The organism is Xanthomonas sp. LMG 12460 (assembly GCF_009192895.1).
In the GTDB taxonomy this organism is placed as follows: Bacteria; Pseudomonadota; Gammaproteobacteria; order Xanthomonadales; family Xanthomonadaceae; genus Xanthomonas_A; species Xanthomonas_A sontii.
Genome location: NZ_NKUH01000135.1, coordinates 1 through 16,733, shown reverse-complemented (window position 1 = coordinate 16,733; position 16,733 = coordinate 1). Strand labels below are relative to the sequence as shown.

The 16,733-nt window shown below is 65.3% G+C and carries 12 protein-coding genes, 1 tRNA gene and 1 pseudogene; all 14 read right to left on the bottom strand.

The window, feature by feature from the left end:
* Positions 1-180, bottom strand: a 180-nt coding sequence (locus CEK66_RS19750; protein WP_255424688.1) for a GTP-binding protein, incomplete at its 3' end; no start/stop codon positions are given.
* A 90-nt stretch (positions 181-270) separates the two neighbouring features.
* Entirely contained in the window at positions 271-2,361 is a 2,091-nt protein-coding gene (gene fusA / locus CEK66_RS19745) for an elongation factor G (protein ID WP_010341333.1), read from the bottom strand.
* A gap of 138 nt (positions 2,362-2,499) precedes the next feature.
* Positions 2,500-2,967, bottom strand: a complete 468-nt coding sequence (rpsG, locus tag CEK66_RS19740) for a 30S ribosomal protein S7 (RefSeq protein WP_010341334.1) — start codon at positions 2,965-2,967, stop codon at positions 2,500-2,502.
* A gap of 12 nt (positions 2,968-2,979) precedes the next feature.
* The gene (gene rpsL / locus CEK66_RS19735) at positions 2,980-3,354 is read right to left on the bottom strand and encodes a 30S ribosomal protein S12 (protein ID WP_003469157.1); all 375 of its coding nucleotides are present in this window, start codon (positions 3,352-3,354) and stop codon (positions 2,980-2,982) included.
* A 228-nt stretch (positions 3,355-3,582) separates the two neighbouring features.
* Positions 3,583-7,800, bottom strand: a complete 4,218-nt coding sequence (gene rpoC / locus CEK66_RS19730) for a DNA-directed RNA polymerase subunit beta' (protein ID WP_017908394.1) — start codon at positions 7,798-7,800, stop codon at positions 3,583-3,585.
* A gap of 154 nt (positions 7,801-7,954) precedes the next feature.
* Complete coding sequence (gene rpoB / locus CEK66_RS19725; protein ID WP_017908393.1) at positions 7,955-12,106, bottom strand: DNA-directed RNA polymerase subunit beta; 4,152 nt, start codon at positions 12,104-12,106, stop codon at positions 7,955-7,957.
* Positions 12,107-12,409: 303 nt separating this feature from the next.
* A complete protein-coding gene (gene rplL, locus CEK66_RS19720; protein WP_010341338.1) occupies positions 12,410-12,778 on the bottom strand; it encodes a 50S ribosomal protein L7/L12 in 369 nt (122 codons plus the stop codon).
* Positions 12,779-12,841: 63 nt separating this feature from the next.
* The gene (gene rplJ / locus CEK66_RS19715; RefSeq protein ID WP_010341340.1) at positions 12,842-13,384 is read right to left on the bottom strand and encodes a 50S ribosomal protein L10; all 543 of its coding nucleotides are present in this window, start codon (positions 13,382-13,384) and stop codon (positions 12,842-12,844) included.
* A gap of 483 nt (positions 13,385-13,867) precedes the next feature.
* On the bottom strand, positions 13,868-14,566 hold the full coding sequence (gene rplA / locus CEK66_RS19705; protein WP_017908392.1) for a 50S ribosomal protein L1: 699 nt from the start codon (positions 14,564-14,566) through the stop codon (positions 13,868-13,870).
* 3 nt (positions 14,567-14,569) lie between these two features.
* On the bottom strand, positions 14,570-14,998 hold the full coding sequence (gene rplK, locus CEK66_RS19700) for a 50S ribosomal protein L11 (RefSeq protein ID WP_010341342.1): 429 nt from the start codon (positions 14,996-14,998) through the stop codon (positions 14,570-14,572).
* Between the two features lie 200 nt (positions 14,999-15,198).
* Positions 15,199-15,756 carry a transcription termination/antitermination protein NusG gene (gene nusG, locus CEK66_RS19695; RefSeq protein ID WP_010341344.1) on the bottom strand — a complete coding sequence of 186 codons (558 nt, stop codon included), beginning with the start codon at positions 15,754-15,756 and terminating at the stop codon, positions 15,199-15,201.
* A 13-nt stretch (positions 15,757-15,769) separates the two neighbouring features.
* Complete coding sequence (secE, locus tag CEK66_RS19690) at positions 15,770-16,183, bottom strand: preprotein translocase subunit SecE (protein ID WP_152238023.1); 414 nt, start codon at positions 16,181-16,183, stop codon at positions 15,770-15,772.
* A gap of 50 nt (positions 16,184-16,233) precedes the next feature.
* A tRNA-Trp gene (locus CEK66_RS19685) sits at positions 16,234-16,309 on the bottom strand.
* A gap of 165 nt (positions 16,310-16,474) precedes the next feature.
* A pseudogene (locus CEK66_RS19680) lies at positions 16,475-16,733 on the bottom strand (elongation factor Tu); the annotation flags it as partial.

Below are 16,733 nucleotides of genomic sequence, written 5' to 3'. Positions count from 1 at the left end.
GCCGCGCGCCTTCTCTTCCGGGGCCGCGTCGATCGCGTCGTACGCCTTGAACTCGCCGCCGAAGCGCTCTGCGCCGATCTTGGTCAGCGCCGCGGTCAGCGTGGTCTTGCCGTGGTCGACGTGACCGATGGTGCCGACGTTGACGTGCGGCTTGGTGCGCTCGAACTTACCCTTTGCCATGTCTTCTCTACCTCGTGATTCGTATTGGGGGACGAGCGAGCGGGATGCGGCGCGGATCGGGTCCGCGGCACGCATCCCGTCGCTCTAATCTCAGTTCTTCTTGATGACCGAGTCGGCGATGTTGGCCGGCGCTTCGGCGTAGTGGTCGAACTCCATCGAGAAGGTGGCGCGACCCTGCGACATCGAGCGCAGCGTGGTGGCGTAGCCGAACATTTCGCCCAGCGGCACCATCGCGTTGATCACCTTGCCCGACGGGCTGTCGTCCTGACCCTGCAGGATGCCGCGACGACGGCTCACGTCGCCCATCACGTCGCCCAGGTAATCCTCCGGGGTGACGATCTCGACCTTCATGATCGGCTCCAGCAGCACCGGGTTGGCCTTGTTGAAGCCTTCCTTGAAGCCCATCGAGCCGGCGATCTTGAACGCCATTTCCGACGAGTCGACGTCGTGGTACGAACCGTCGATCAGGCGCACCTTGACGTCCACGATCGGATAGCCTGCCATCACGCCGTTGGCCACCGCTTCCTGGATGCCCTTGTCCACCGCCGGGATGTATTCCTTCGGCACCACGCCGCCGACGATCGCGTTCTCGAAGGTGTAGCCCTGGCCGCGTTCCTGCGGCTCGATCTCGAGCACGACGTGACCGTACTGGCCCTTACCGCCGGACTGACGCACGAACTTGCCTTCCTGCTTGACCGCCTTGCGGATGGTCTCGCGGTAGGCCACCTGCGGCTTGCCGACGTTGGCTTCGACGTTGAACTCGCGCTTCATGCGGTCGACGATGATTTCCAGGTGCAGCTCGCCCATGCCGCGGATGATGGTCTGGCCGGACTCTTCGTCGGTGTTGACGCGGAACGAGGGATCTTCCTGCGCCAGACGGCTCAGCGCGATGCCCATCTTTTCCTGGTCCGACTTGGTCTTCGGCTCGACCGCCATCGAGATCACCGGCTCCGGGAACACCATGCGCTCCAGGGTGATGATGTGGTCCTGCGCGCACAGCGTGTCGCCGGTGGTGACGTCCTTCAGGCCCACCGCCGCGGCGATGTCGCCCGCGCGCACTTCCTTGATCTCTTCGCGGTTGTTGGAGTGCATCTGCAGGATGCGACCCACGCGCTCCTTCTTCGACTTGACCGGGTTGTACACCTGGTCGCCGGAGTTCAGCGTGCCCGAGTAGACGCGGAAGAAGGTCAGCGAGCCGACGAACGGGTCGGTCATGATCTTGAACGCCAGCGCCGAGAACGGGGCGTTGTCGGTGGCCGGACGGCTGTCTTCCTTCTCGTCCTCGTCGATGCCCTTGACCGGCGGACGGTCGCTGGGCGACGGCAGCAGCTGGATCACGCCGTCGAGCATGGCCTGCACGCCCTTGTTCTTGAACGCGGTACCGCAGTACACCGGCACCACTTCCACCTTCAGGGTGCGCTCGCGCAGACCGCCCAGGATCTCGGCCTCGGACAGGTCGCCCTCGTTGAGGTACTTGTCCATCAGGTCTTCGTTGGCTTCGGCCGCGGCCTCAACCATGAACGCGCGCGCTTCGGTGGCCTTGTCGACCAGGTGCGCGGGGATGTCGCGGTATTCGAACACGGTGCCCTGCGAGGCGGTATCCCAGTGGATCGCCTTCATCTTGACTAGGTCGACCACGCCCTCGAAGCCGTCTTCGGCGCCGATCGGCACCTGCATCGGCACCGGGTAGGCGCCCAGGCGGGCCTTCAGCTGCTCGACGACCTTGTCGAAGTTGGCGCCGGTGCGGTCCATCTTGTTGACGAACGCCAGACGCGGCACCGCGTACTTGTTGGCCTGACGCCACACGGTCTCGGACTGCGGCTGCACGCCGCCGACCGCGCACAGCACGAACACCGCGCCGTCGAGCACGCGCAGCGAGCGCTCGACTTCGATGGTGAAGTCCACGTGCCCGGGGGTGTCGATGATGTTGAAGCGGTGCTGCGGCATGGACTTGTCCATGCCGGTCCAGAACGCGGTGGTGGCCGCGGAGGTGATCGTGATGCCACGCTCCTGCTCCTGCTCCATCCAGTCCATCGTCGCGGCACCGTCATGCACCTCGCCGATCTTGTGGCTGACGCCGGTGTAGAACAGGATGCGTTCGGAGGTGGTGGTCTTGCCGGCATCGATGTGAGCCATGATGCCGAAGTTGCGGTAACGCTCGATGGGAGTGGTACGGGCCACAGGGAGCCTCTCAAATTTCTTGGATTTCGGATGGCCGAACGCCGCCTTGCGGCGGCCTTCGGATTTGTGCCACGCGCAACGGCGCGGCTAGCGGCACTCAGATGGTGCCAGCGGGCCCCGTTTCCAAGGCCCGGAAGGTCACCAGCGGTAGTGCGCGAACGCCTTGTTCGCTTCCGCCATACGGTGAGTTTCTTCGCGCTTCTTGATGGCGCCGCCACGGTTTTCCGAAGCATCGACCAGCTCGGCCGCGAGCTTGCGCGGCATCGAGTTCTCGCCGCGCTTGCGCGCCGAGTCGATCAGCCAGCGCATCGCCAGCGCCATGCGACGGGAGGAACGCACCTCGACCGGCACCTGGTAGGTGGCACCGCCGACGCGGCGGGACTTGACTTCGACCGCCGGAGCGACGTTGTCCAGCGCCTTCTGCACCAGCTCGATGGCGTTGGGGTTCTTCTCGCCGATCACGTCCATCGCGCCGTACACGATCTTTTCGGCGACCGACTTCTTGCCGCTCAGCATCACCATGTTGATGAAGCGGGCGATGGTTTCGCTCCCGTGCTTGGGGTCCGGGAGAACGGCGCGCTGCGGCGTATTACCTTTACGAGACATGTGTACTTTCCCTTAGCTCTTCGGGCGCTTGGCGCCGTACTTGGAACGACCCTGGCGACGCTTGGCGACGCCGGCGGCGTCGAGCGAACCGCGCACGGTGTGGTAGCGCACGCCCGGCAGATCCTTGACGCGACCGCCGCGGATCAGGACCACGGAGTGCTCCTGCAGGTTGTGGCCTTCGCCGCCGATGTAGCTGATGACCTCTTCCTGGTTGGTCAGGCGCACCTTGGCGACCTTGCGCAGGGCCGAGTTCGGCTTCTTCGGGGTGGTGGTGTACACGCGCGTGCAGACGCCACGGCGCTGCGGGCACTTGTCCAGCGCCGGAGAGGCGCTCTTGTAGGTGGTCGCCTGCCGCGGCTTGCGGACCAGCTGGTTGATCGTCGCCATCAGTGGATTCTTCTGATTGAGGCCGTCGGGCCTGGATGCGTGAAAACGAAGGCAGGCCGAAGGACGGCCTGCCGAGACAGGAAAGTATAGCGGGCAAGTCAAAGCTCCGTCAACACAACGGAAATTTTACTTGCTGGCCCATCCGGGGCCGGAATACGGGGCGCTTCCGCTGCGCCCCCTTTCGCGTGGTAGACCGGCCCCGCGGGCGGGACCGGTCCGGCGTGTTGCTTACTCTTCGCTGCCGGCAGCCGCCGGGGCGGAGGTCTCGACCGCCGGCTCGGCACTGCCGCCGGACAGGGTCTGCATCTCCGACTCGGTCAGGCCGCTGGCGTTGCGGCGGCGCGTGTTGTGGTACGCCAGGCCGGTACCGGCCGGGATCAGGCGACCCACGATCACGTTTTCCTTCAGGCCGCGCAGCGTGTCGCTGGTGCCGCGGACCGCCGCCTCGGTGAGGACGCGGGTGGTCTCCTGGAACGACGCGGCCGAGATGAACGACTCGGTCGCCAGCGAGGCCTTGGTGATGCCCAGCAGCACCGGCTCGTACTTGGCCGGCAGTTCGTTGCGGGTCACCAGGCGGGCATTCTCCTCGATGACGCGCTGGCGCTCGGCCTGCTCGCCGTTGAGGAACTTGCTGTTGCCCTGGTCGGTGATCTCGACCTTGCGCAGCATCTGCCGGGTGATGACCTCGATGTGCTTGTCGTTGATCTTCACGCCCTGCAGGCGGTACACGTCCTGGATTTCCTTGACCAGGTACGCGGCCAGCGGCTCGACGCCCAGCAGACGCAGGATGTCCTGCGGGCTCGGCTCGCCGTCCACCACGGTTTCGCCCTTGGCCACGTGCTCGCCTTCGAACACGATGATCTGGCGGTACTTCGGGATCAGCTCTTCGTGCTCCGACCCGTCGGTGTCCTTGATGATCAGGCGCTGCTTGCCCTTGGTGTCCTTGCCGAAGCTGATGATGCCCGAACGCTCGGCCAGGATCGCCGGATCCTTCGGCTTGCGCGCTTCGAACAGGTCGGCCACGCGCGGCAGACCACCGGTGATGTCGCGGGTCTTGGACGCTTCCTGCGGGATCTTGGCGACCACGTCGCCCACGCCGACCGGCGCGCCGTCCTGCAGGTTGACGATCGAGCGCGGCGGCAGCAGGTACTGCGCCGGCAGATCGGTGCCCGGGATGGTCAGGTCGTTGCCCTTGGCGTCGACGATGCGCACGATCGGGCGCAGGTCCTTGGCCTGGGTGCCGCGACGCTTCGGATCGGTGATCTCGCGCGAGGCCAGGCCGGTCAGTTCGTCGGTCTTCTCGATGACGGTGACGCCGTCGATGAAGTCGATGAAGCGGATGAAACCGGCCACTTCCGACACGATCGGGTGGTTGTGCGGATCCCAGTTCGCCACCGACTGGCCGGCCTTGACCGCGTCACCGTCCTTGGCGGTGATGGTGGCGCCGTACGGCAGCTTGTAGCGCTCGCGCTCGCGGCCGTGGCCGTCGAGCACCGACAGTTCGCCCGAACGCGACACCGCCACCAGCGAGCCGTTGGCGTGCTCGACCGACTTGAGGTTGTTGAACTTGATCGAACCGGTGGTCTTGACGGTGATGTTGTCCACCGCCGCCGCACGCGAGGCCGCGCCGCCGATGTGGAAGGTACGCATGGTCAGCTGGGTACCCGGCTCGCCGATCGACTGCGCGGCGATGACGCCGACCGCTTCGCCGATGTTGACCAGGTGGCCACGGGCCAGGTCGCGGCCGTAGCAGCGCGCGCACACGCCGAACGCCGATTCGCAGGTGATGGTCGAGCGGACCTTGACCGACTGCACGCCGGCCTCTTCCAGCTTGGCCACCCACTGCTCGTCGAGCAGGGTGTTGCGGGTGACGATCGGATCCTCGTCGTTGCCCGGCAGGAACACGTCCTCGGCCACCACGCGGCCGAGCACACGGTCGCGCAACGGCTCGACCACGTCGCCGCCTTCCACGATCGGGGTCATGGTCAGGCCGTCGGTGGTGCCGCAATCGGGCTCGGTGATCACCACGTCCTGCGCCACGTCGACCAGGCGGCGGGTCAGGTAACCGGAGTTGGCGGTCTTCAGCGCGGTATCGGCCAGACCCTTACGGGCACCGTGGGTGGAGTTGAAGTACTCCTGCACGTTCAGGCCTTCGCGGAAGTTCGCCTTGATCGGCGTCTCGATGATCGAGCCGTCCGGGCGGGCCATCAGGCCGCGCATGCCGGCCAGCTGACGGATCTGCGCCTGCGAACCACGCGCGCCGGAGTCGGCCATGATGTACAGCGAGTTCATCGACTTCTGGTCGATGGTCTCGCCCTTGGCGTTGACCACCTTCTCGGTGCCGATGGTGTCCATCATCGCCTTGGCGATGCGCTCGTTGGTGCGCGACCAGATGTCCACGACCTTGTTGTAGCGCTCGCCGGCGGTGACCAGACCGGACTGGTACTGCTCCTGGATTTCCAGAACTTCCTGCTCGGCTTCGCCGAGGATGCCCTTCTTCTCCGACGGGATCAGCATGTCGTCGATGCCGATCGACACGCCGGCGCGGGTCGCGTAGGCGAAGCCGGTGTACATCAGCTTGTCGGCGAACACGACGCTGTCCTTCAGACCCAGCTGGCGGTAGCTGGAGTTGATCAGGCGGCTGATGTTCTTCTTGGTCAGCTCGGTGTTGGCCAGCGCGAACGGCAGGCCTTCCGGCAGGATCTCGGCCAGCAGCGCGCGCCCGATCGTGGTGTCCACGATCGAGGCCTTCTTGGTGCGGTTGCCGTCCTCGTCGATCACCGTCTCGGTGATGCGGACCTTGACCTTGGCGTGCAGTTCGACCGCACGGTTGTCGTAGGCGCGCTTCACTTCGGCGATGTTGGCGAAGACCATGCCCTCGCCCTTCTTGTTCTCCAGCGCGCGGGTCATGTAGTACAGACCCAGCACCACGTCCTGCGACGGCACGATGATCGGCTCGCCGTTGGCCGGCGACAGGATGTTGTTGGTGGACATCATCAGCGCGCGCGCTTCCAGCTGCGCTTCCAGCGACAGCGGCACGTGCACGGCCATCTGGTCACCGTCGAAGTCGGCGTTGAACGCGGTGCAGACCAGCGGGTGCAGCTGGATCGCCTTGCCTTCGATCAGCACCGGCTCGAACGCCTGGATGCCCAGGCGGTGCAGGGTCGGCGCACGGTTCAGCAGCACCGGGTGCTCGCGGATCACCTCTTCCAGGATGTCCCAGACCTCGGCTTCTTCGCGCTCGACCAGCTTCTTGGCGGCCTTGATGGTGGTGGCCAGGCCGCGACGCTGCAGCTTGGCGAACACGAACGGCTTGAACAGCTCCAGCGCCATCTTCTTCGGCAGGCCGCACTCGTGCAGGCGCAGGGTCGGGCCGACCACGATCACCGAACGGCCGGAGTAGTCCACGCGCTTGCCGAGCAGGTTCTGGCGGAACCGGCCCTGCTTGCCCTTGATCATGTCGGCCAGCGACTTCAGCGGACGCTTGTTGGTGCCGGTGATGGCACGGCCGCGGCGGCCGTTGTCCAGCAGCGCATCGACCGATTCCTGCAGCATGCGCTTTTCGTTGCGCACGATGATGTCCGGCGCGTTCAGCTCGAGCAGGCGGCGCAGGCGGTTGTTGCGGTTGATGACGCGGCGGTACAGGTCGTTCAGATCGGAGGTCGCGAAGCGGCCGCCGTCCAGCGGCACCAGCGGACGCAGATCCGGCGGCAGCACCGGCAGCACGGTCATCACCATCCACTCCGGACGGTTGCCGGACTCGATGAAGGCCTCGATCAGCTTGATGCGCTTGGTCAGACGCTTGAGCTTGGTTTCCGAACCGGTGCTGGCGATCTCTTCGCGCAGGCGGGTCATTTCCGACTGCAGGTCGATGGTGCGCAGCAGTTCGTACACGGCCTCGGCGCCCATGGCGGCGTCGAAGTCGTCGCCGTGCTCCTGGCGCGCGGTCAGGTACTGCTCTTCGGTCAGCAGCTGGCGGCGCTCCAGGGCGGTCAGGCCCGGCTCGGTCACCACGTAGGCTTCGAAGTACAGCACGCGCTCGATGTCGCGCAGGGTCATGTCCAGCATCAGGCCGATGCGCGACGGCAGCGACTTCAGGAACCAGATGTGCGCGACCGGCGAAGCCAGGTCGATGTGGCCCATGCGCTCGCGGCGCACCTTGGCCAGGGTCACTTCGGTGCCGCACTTCTCGCAGACCACGCCGCGGTGCTTCATGCGCTTGTACTTGCCGCACAGGCACTCGTAGTCCTTGATCGGGCCGAAGATGGCGGCGCAGAACAGGCCGTCGCGCTCGGGCTTGAAGGTCCGGTAGTTGATGGTTTCCGGCTTCTTCACTTCGCCGAAGGACCACGAACGGATCAGGTCCGGCGAGGCCAGCGCGATCTTGATCGCGTCGAAGTCCAGCGTCTGGCGCTGCTGGTTGAAGAGGTTGAGCAGGTCTTTCATTGGGTATCTCCGGGTCGGAGGAATTTCGTATCGAGGACGGGGGCGGAAAGGATCTGTCGGGACCCGGGACCCGGGGTCCGGGACCCGGAAAAGCAGAGCGATCGCGCTCCTGGCTTTTCCGAGTCCCGGGTCCCGGGTCCCGAGTCCCGGCCTTTCAGTCTTCCAGTTCCATGTTGATCGCCAGCGAGCGGATTTCCTTCACCAGCACGTTGAAGGACTCCGGCATGCCGGCGACCATCTCGTGCTCGCCGTCGACGATGTTCTTGTACATCTGGTTGCGGCCCTGCACGTCGTCGGACTTCACCGTCAGCATTTCCTGCAGGGTGTAGGCCGCGCCGTAGGCTTCCAGCGCCCAGACTTCCATTTCGCCGAAGCGCTGGCCGCCGAACTGCGCCTTGCCGCCCAGCGGCTGCTGGGTGACCAGCGAGTACGGGCCGGTGGAGCGCGCGTGCATCTTGTCGTCGACCAGATGATTCAGCTTCAGCATGTGCATGTAGCCCACCGTGGTGTGGCGATCGAACGCCTCGCCGGTGCGGCCGTCGTACAGCTGGGTCTGGCCGCTGATCGGCAGGTCGGCGAGCTCGAGCATGTGCTTGATCTCGGCCTCGGTGGCACCGTCGAACACCGGGGTGGCCATCGGCACGCCGTCGGTCAGGTTCTTCGACAACGCCAGCAGTTCCGCGTCGCTGAACTGGTCCAGATCCACGCGATCCTCGCCCAGCTTCTGGTCGTGGTTGTAGATCTGCGCCAGGAACTTGCGCAGGTCGGCCACCTTGGCCTGGGCCTCGAGCATGTTCTGGATCTTGCGACCCAGGCCCTTGGCGGCCCAGCCCAGGTGCACTTCCAGCACCTGACCGATGTTCATACGCGACGGCACGCCCAGCGGGTTCAGCACGATGTCCACGGTCTCGCCATTGGCCATGTACGGCATGTCCTCGATCGGCTGGATCATCGACACGACACCCTTGTTGCCGTGGCGACCGGCCATCTTGTCGCCGGGCTGGATGCGGCGCTTCACCGCCAGGAACACCTTGACCATCTTCAGCACGCCCGGGGCGAGGTCGTCGCCGGCGGTGATCTTGCCGCGCTTGTCGGCGAAGCGACGCTCGAACTCCTTCTCGTGCGCCTGGATCTGCTTCTGCGCGCGCTCGATCGCCTCGGAGGCGTCCTCGTCCTTCATGCGCAGCGCGAACCAGTCGGACTTCTTCAGGCCGTCCAGGTAGGCGTCGCTGATGGTGTCGCCCTTCTTCAGGTTCGGACCGCCATTGGCGACCTTGCCGATCAGCTGGCCACGCAGACGCGCGTAGATCGCGCTCTCGAGGATGCGGAACTGGTCGTCGAAGTCCTTCTTGACCCGCTTGATCTCGTTTTCCTCGATCTGGCGGGCGCGCTTGTCCTTCTCGATGCCGTCGCGGGTGAACACCTGCACGTCGATGACGGTGCCGTCCATGCCCGGAGGCACGCGCAGCGAGCTGTCCTTCACGTCCGAGGCCTTCTCGCCGAAGATCGCGCGCAGCAGCTTCTCTTCCGGGGTCAGCTGGCTCTCGCCCTTCGGCGTGACCTTGCCGACCATGATGTCGCCGGCGCGCACTTCCGCACCGATGTACACCACGCCGCTCTCGTCCAGACGGTTCAGCGCCTGCTCGGACACGTTGGGGATGTCGGCGGAGATTTCCTCCGGTCCCAGCTTGGTGTCGCGCGCGACGCAGGTCAGCTCTTCGATGTGGATCGTGGTGTAGCGATCCTCTTCCACCACGCGCTCGGAGAGCAGGATGGAGTCTTCGAAGTTGTAGCCGTTCCACGGCATGAACGCGATCAGCATGTTCTGGCCCAGGGCCAGCTCGCCGATGTCGGTCGAGGGGCCGTCGGCCAGCACGTCGCCGCGCGCGATCACGTCGCCCACGTTGACCAGCGGACGCTGGTTGATGCAGGTGTTCTGATTGGAACGGGTGTACTTGATCAGGTTGTAGATGTCGACGCCGGCGTCGGTGCCGCCACCGATCTCGGCCTCGTTGACCTTGACCACGATGCGGCCGGCGTCGATCTGCTCGATCACGCCGCCACGGCGCGCGTTCACGGTCACGCCCGAGTCGCGCGCCACGGCGCGCTCGATGCCGGTACCGACCAGCGGCTTCTGCGCACGCAGCGTCGGCACGGCCTGGCGCTGCATGTTCGCGCCCATCAGTGCGCGGTTGGCGTCGTCGTGCTCCAGGAACGGCACCAGCGCGGCCGCGATCGACACGGTCTGCATCGGCGACACGTCCATGAAGTGCACTTCCGCCGGCGGCTTCAGCAGCGACTCGCCCTGGTAGCGGCACGGCACGAATTGCTCGGTCAGGCGGCTCTTGGCGTCGTGCAGCGCGTTGGCCTGGGCGATGACGTACTCGTTCTCTTCGATCGCCGACAGGTATTCGACTTCGTCGGTGATCTGGCCGTCCACGACCTTACGGTACGGCGTCTCGAGGAAGCCGTACTGGTTGGTGCGGGCATACACCGCCAGCGAGTTGATCAGGCCGATGTTCGGGCCTTCCGGGGTTTCGATGGTGCAGACGCGGCCGTAGTGGGTCGGATGCACGTCGCGCACTTCGAAGCCGGCGCGCTCGCGGGTCAGACCGCCCGGACCCAGCGCGGAGACGCGACGCTTGTGCGTCACTTCCGACAGCGGGTTGTTCTGGTCCATGAACTGCGACAGCTGCGAGGAGCCGAAGAACTCCTTGATCGCGGCGGCCACCGGCTTGGCGTTGATCAGTTCCTGCGGGGTCAGGCCTTCGGACTCGGCCATCGACAGGCGCTCCTTGACCGCGCGCTCGACGCGGACCAGGCCCACGCGGAACACGTTCTCGGCCATTTCGCCGACCGAACGCACGCGACGGTTGCCCAGGTGGTCGATGTCGTCGACCACGCCGCGACCGTTGCGGATCTCGGTCAGGACCTTGATCACGTCCAGGATGTCGGAGCTGTCGGCGTGCTCGGCGACCAGGCGCTTGGACTCCTCGTCGTTGCGCTCGCCGAAGTACTTCTTGTCGTACAGCACCGACTCGCCGGTGACTTCCTTGCGGCCGACACGGCGGTTGAACTTCATGCGGCCGACCGTGGACAGGTCGTAGCGCTCGAAGGTGAAGAACAGGTTGTGGAACAGGTTCTGCGCGGCGTCCTTGGTCGGCGGCTCGCCCGGACGCATCATGCGGTAGATCTCGACCAGCGCCTCGAGCTGGGTCTTGGTCGGATCGATGCGCAGGGTGTTGGACAGGTACGGGCCACGATCCAGGTCGTTGACCCACAGCGTGCCCACGGCGTCGACGCCGGCCTTGCGGAACGCGGTCAGCTGATCTTCGCTGATTTCGTCGTTGGCGCTGGCCAGCAGTTCGCCGGTCGAGGCATCGACCACGTCGTGCGACAGGATGCGGCCGACCAGGTACTCGTCGGGCACGGCCAGCGCGGCGATGCCGGAGGCCTCGAGCTGCTTGACGTGGCGCGCGGTGATGCGCTTGCCGGCTTCGACGATGACCTTGTCGCCGTCGGCCAGGTCGAAGTTCAGGGTCTCGCCGCGCAGGCGCTCGGGCACCAGCTCCAGCTGCACGCCTTCCTTCGGGTCGATGTGGAAGGTGTTGATCTCGAAGAACTCGGACAGCATCTCCTCGTTCGAGTAGCCGAGCGCGCGCAGCAGGATCGACACCGGCAGCTTGCGGCGGCGGTCGATACGGGTGAACAGCGCGTCCTTCGGGTCGAACTCGAAGTCCAGCCAGGAGCCGCGGTACGGGATGATGCGGGCGCTGTACAGCAGCTTGCCCGAGCTGTGGGTCTTGCCGCGGTCGTGGTCGAAGAACACGCCCGGCGAGCGGTGCAGCTGCGAGACGATGACGCGCTCGGTGCCGTTGACGATGAAGGTGCCGTTGTCGGTCATCAGCGGGATTTCGCCGAGGTAGACCTCCTGCTCCTTGACGTACTTGATCGCCTTGGTCGAGGACTCGCGGTCGTAGATCACCAGGCGCACGGTCACGCGCAGCGGCGCGCCGTAGCTCATGCCGCGCTGGCGGCATTCACGCTCGTCGAACACCGGTTCGCCGAGCTTGTAGCCGACGTACTCCAGCGCCGCGTTGCCGCTGTAGCTGGAGATCGGGAACACCGATTTCAGGGCCGCGTGCAGGCCGTGGTCCGAACGCTTGTTCGGGTCGGTGTTCTCCTGCAGGAACTCGCGGTAGGAATCCACCTGGATGGCGAGCAGGAACGGCACTTCGAGGATCGAGCGCTGCTTGCCGAAGTCCTTGCGGATACGCTTCTTTTCGGTGAACGAATAAGACGTCATGAGGTATCACCTTGGCTGATGCGGGCCACGCGTCCGCGGCCCTGAGTGAACATAAATTGTCAGTTGGAAGTCGCTGGTATTGCCGGCACCAGCACGCCTTCTCCCGCTACTTCCAACTACCAACTCGGTGGTGAAGCGGGGACTGGGGAATGGACAAAGGGGAATCGTGGAGCGCACGTAGCGTGGCTGTTCCGATTCTCCCTTCCCGATTCCCGGTTCCCGCCTGAAACGGCCAAAGGCCGGGGGCTTTCGCCCCCAGCCTTCAGTGCATCGCCTTGAACGGCTGGCGATGCAAGGGACTGCTTACTTGACTTCGACCTTCGCGCCAGCGGCTTCCAGGTCCTTCTTGAACTTGTCGGCGTCTTCCTTCGACACGGCTTCCTTCAGGACGCCGCCGGCCTCGGTGAGGTCCTTGGCTTCCTTCAGGCCCAGGCCGGTGATGGCGCGGACGGCCTTGATGACGTCGACCTTCTTGGCGCCGGCGTCGATCAGGATGACGTTGAACTCGGTCTGCTCTTCGACCGGCGCGGCGGCCACGGCCGGACCGGCAGCGGCGACCGGGGCGGCGGCGGAGACGCCGAACTTGTCTTCGATGGCCTTGACCAGCTCCATCACTTCCATGAGGGTCTTTTCGGCGATTGCGTCGACGATCTGCTCGTTAGACAGGGACATTGTGATTACCTTTGGAATTTTTTCTGGATGAGGTTCTAGTGAACCGTTTCAGGTGTCGCGAACTTAAGCCGTTTCGGCCGGGGCTTCCGCTTCGGCGTCGGCAGGCGCGGCGTCGCCGCCACCCTGCTTGTCGCCCACGGCCTTGACCGCACGGGCGAACATGCTCGCCGGCTCGGCCAGGACGCGTGCCAGCATGGCCAGCGCCTGCTCGCGGGTCGGCAGCGACGCCAACACCTCGAGATGAGCGGCCGGATACAGCTGACCACCCAGCGACACGACCTTGGCCTGCAGCTTGTCGTTACCCTTGGCGAATTCCTTGATCAGACGACCGGCAGCGCCGGGTTCTTCCGTCGAGAACGCATACAGCAGCGGACCGACCAGCGCGTCCTGGACGCACTCGTATTCGGTACCGGCAACGGCACGCGCGGCCAGGGTGTTCTTGACAACACGCAAGTACACACCGGTTTCGCGCGCCTTCTTGCGCATCGCGGTCATTTGCGAGACCGTGATGCCGGCGTACTCGGCAGCAACCAAGGAGTGGGCCTTCGCGGCGACGTCGGCCAGTTCGGCGACGACTTCTTGCTTCTGGGACAGATTGAGAGCCATTGCACTCCTCCGTTAAAGCCGGGAGTTGAAATGCGCGACCTGGGATGCATCAGGAGCGATACCACCGCTCTTGCCAATCCCCAATCCCGAATCCCGAATCCCTGCTTCAAACTTACTCCGCTCGCGGCTCCTGCCGCTTGCGGTCCTGGGCGGCCTCCATCCTGGATGCCGGGGATGCCGCATGGCATCCCAGTTGGTGGCCGTTCCAGACCTGGAGTGAGCGCGCCCGGAACACCGGGCTGGCCTGCACCAGAAAAACTCCAGAAAGGCGGCACCATCTACGCCGGCGCGTCCCCGAGGGGACTGATTAAGCGATCCCGCTGTACCGACGGCGACTCCTTGCCGTGTCGAGCTTCCGTGCCCGTCGTCGGTGTGCGCAGACCGCGCCTGCGGTCTTTGACGGCTTCGCGTCGGGTTGCCCCGGGCGACGCCTTCAAAAGGGTGACACCGGCGCCGCACCTGACGGGCGGCGCCGTGTTGCGATTACTTCAGGGACAGCGACGCCTGATCGATGGTGACGCCCGGACCCATGGTCGAGCTCACCGAGATCTTCTGCAGGTAGGTGCCCTTCGAGGTCGCCGGCTTGGCCTTGACCAGGTCCAGCAGCAGCGCCTGCAGGTTGCTCTTCAGCGCGTCGTCTTCGAAGCTGGCCTTGCCGATGGTGCAGTGGATGATGCCGGCCTTGTCGGTGCGGTAGCGCACCTGGCCCGACTTGGCGTTCTTGACCGCTTCGGCCGGGTTGGCGGACACGGTGCCGACCTTGGGGTTCGGCATCAGGCCGCGCGGGCCCAGCAGGGTGCCCAGCTTGCCGACGACGCGCATCGCGTCCGGGGTGGCGATGACCACGTCGTAGTTCAGGTCGCCGCCCTGCATCTTCTCGGCCAGGTCGTCCATGCCGACGGCGTCGGCACCGGCGGCCAGCGCCTCATCGGCCTTGGCGCCGGCGGGAGCGAACACGGCCACGCGCACGCTCTTGCCGGTACCGGCCGGCAGCACGGTGGAACCGCGCACCTGCTGGTCGGACTTCTTCGCGTCCACGCCCAGGCGCACGGCCACGTCGACGGCTTCGACGAACTTGGCCTTGCTGGTGGTCTTGACGATCTTCAGCGCTTCGTCGATCGAATACGCCTTGCCCGGCTGCACGGCAGCACGGATCGCTTTCTGTCGCTTGGTCTGTGCCATTGCTTAACCCTCCACCGTCAGGCCCATGCTGCGGGCGGAACCCGCAATCGTGCGTACCGCCGCTTCCAGCTCCGCCGCCGTCAGGTCGGCTTCCTTCGCCTTGGCGATCTCTTCGAGCTGCTTGCGGGTCACCTTGCCCACCTTCTCGGTGTTCGGGCGCTTGGAGCCGGAGCTGACGCCCGCGGCCTTCTTCAGCAGCACGCTGGCCGGGGTGCTCTTGGTGACGAAGGTGAAGGTACGGTCCGAATAGGCCGTGATGATGACCGGAGTCGGCAGGCCCGGCTCCAGCTTCTGCGTGGCGGCATTGAACGCCTTGCAGAATTCCATGATGTTCAGGCCACGCTGACCCAGCGCAGGACCGACCGGCGGCGAGGGGTTGGCCTGACCGGCCTTCACCTGCAGCTTGATGTAACCGACGACTTTCTTTGCCATTTTAGTGTCTCCGGGTGCTAGCGCCTAAACCGCAGGCTCCCCATCGCGACGGGAAAATCACGTGTCCCGCCATCACGTTTTTGAAGTGCGCAGAAAGCCGCCTCGCGGCGGCTTCCGTTCTGCCCGGCGGCTTGCCTGGACAGGGAGCCGCGCAGTATAGCAGAGATTTTGGCGCCCGGCGCAGCCGCGCCGGGGCGGGCTCAGGCCTTCTCGACCTGACCGAATTCCAGTTCCACCGGGGTGGAACGGCCGAAGATCAGCACCGCCACGCGCAGGCGGCTCTTCTCGTAGTTGACTTCCTCGACCACGCCGTTGAAGTCGTTGAACGGGCCGTCGGTGACGCGGACCATCTGGCCCGGCTCGAACAGCACCTTCGGACGCGGCTTCTCCACGCCATCCTGAACGCGCTGCAGGATCGCATCGGCCTCTTCGTCGCGGATCGGCAGCGGACGATCGGCGGTACCGCCGATGAAGCCCATCACCTTCGGCGTTTCCTTGACCAAGTGCCAGCTTTCGTTGTCGATGCGCGGAATGCCGCCTTCGTCGTGGGTTTCGATCTGGACCAGCACGTAACCCGGGAAGAACTTGCGCTCGGAACGGCGCTTCTGGCCGGAGCGCATCTCGATCACTTCCTCGGTGGGCACCAGCACGTCACCGAAGCGCTCCTGCATCTCGTCACGCGCAATACGGTCGCGCAGCGCTTGGGCCACGGACTTCTCGAAGCCTGAATAGGCGTGAACGACATACCAACGCTTCACTGCTGCACTCTCCTCAACGGCTCACGAACCACTGCATCAGCTTCTGGATCAGGAAATCGAACCCGCCCAGCAACAGACTCAGAATGATCACCACCACGATCACCACCCAGGTGGTGCGGATGGCTTCCTGGCGGGTCGGCCACACCACCTTGCGCAGTTCGAAACGGGATTCGGACAGGAACTCGCGGCCTTCGCGACCTTTGCCGGTCAGCAGGAACACCGCGGCACCGGCGACTAGGCCGGCGATCACCGCCAGTCCGCGCAGCGGACCGGACCAACTCCCCAGCTGTGCAGCACGGTTCGCATCGCCGAACCAGAACCAGACAAACAGGCCGGCGACCACCAGCAACGCAGCGATGACGTACTTGACGATATCGCCACCGACAGAGGCGGCGGGGCCTTTGGAATGCTCGATCTTGCTGTTCATCCGACTCTTGCTGCTATGCGACCGAGGTCACTGGATAGGGAGCGGCAGATTGGCACGCCAGGAGGGACTCGAACCCCCAACCTGCGGTTTTGGAGACCGCTGCTCTGCCAATTGAGCTACTGGCGTGTAGTAAGAACGACTGCACTTCCCTGAGACGGCGAAGGCGGACCGAAGGTTCCGGCCCGCCCTTCGCTGAACCCGACGGCCGTAGCCGCCTGCACCTCGTCGGATTCCGGCGGCCGAGACCGCCATCCTGCCGTCGAGCCCGGCGGCCTTCGCCGCCGGAGGGCATTACTTGATGATCTTGGCCACCACGCCGGCGCCGACGGTACGGCCGCCTTCGCGGATCGCGAAGCGCAGGCCTTCGTCCATCGCCACCGGGTTGATCAGCGTCACCACCATCTTGACGTTGTCGCCCGGCATCACCATCTCCACGCCTTCCGGCAGCTGCACCGCACCGGTGATGTCGGTGGTGCGGAAGTAGAACTGCGGACGGTAGCCCTTGAAGAACGGGGTGTGACGGCCGCCTTCGTCCTTCGACAGCACGTAC

Bases quoted from the DNA above. Each gene is read 5' to 3' on its own strand.
- rpsG (WP_010341334.1), bottom strand. From the start codon at position 2,967: ATGTCTCGTAAAGGTAATACGCCGCAGCGCGCCGTTCTCCCGGACCCC.
- rpsL (WP_003469157.1), bottom strand. From the start codon at position 3,354: ATGGCGACGATCAACCAGCTGGTCCGCAAGCCGCGGCAGGCGACCACC.
- rpoC (WP_017908394.1), bottom strand. From the start codon at position 7,800: ATGAAAGACCTGCTCAACCTCTTCAACCAGCAGCGCCAGACGCTGGAC.
- rpoB (WP_017908393.1), bottom strand. From the start codon at position 12,106: ATGACGTCTTATTCGTTCACCGAAAAGAAGCGTATCCGCAAGGACTTC.
- rplL (WP_010341338.1), bottom strand. From the start codon at position 12,778: ATGTCCCTGTCTAACGAGCAGATCGTCGACGCAATCGCCGAAAAGACC.
- rplJ (WP_010341340.1), bottom strand. From the start codon at position 13,384: ATGGCTCTCAATCTGTCCCAGAAGCAAGAAGTCGTCGCCGAACTGGCC.
- rplA (WP_017908392.1), bottom strand. From the start codon at position 14,566: ATGGCACAGACCAAGCGACAGAAAGCGATCCGTGCTGCCGTGCAGCCG.
- rplK (WP_010341342.1), bottom strand. From the start codon at position 14,998: ATGGCAAAGAAAGTCGTCGGTTACATCAAGCTGCAGGTGAAGGCCGGT.
- secE (WP_152238023.1), bottom strand. From the start codon at position 16,183: ATGAACAGCAAGATCGAGCATTCCAAAGGCCCCGCCGCCTCTGTCGGT.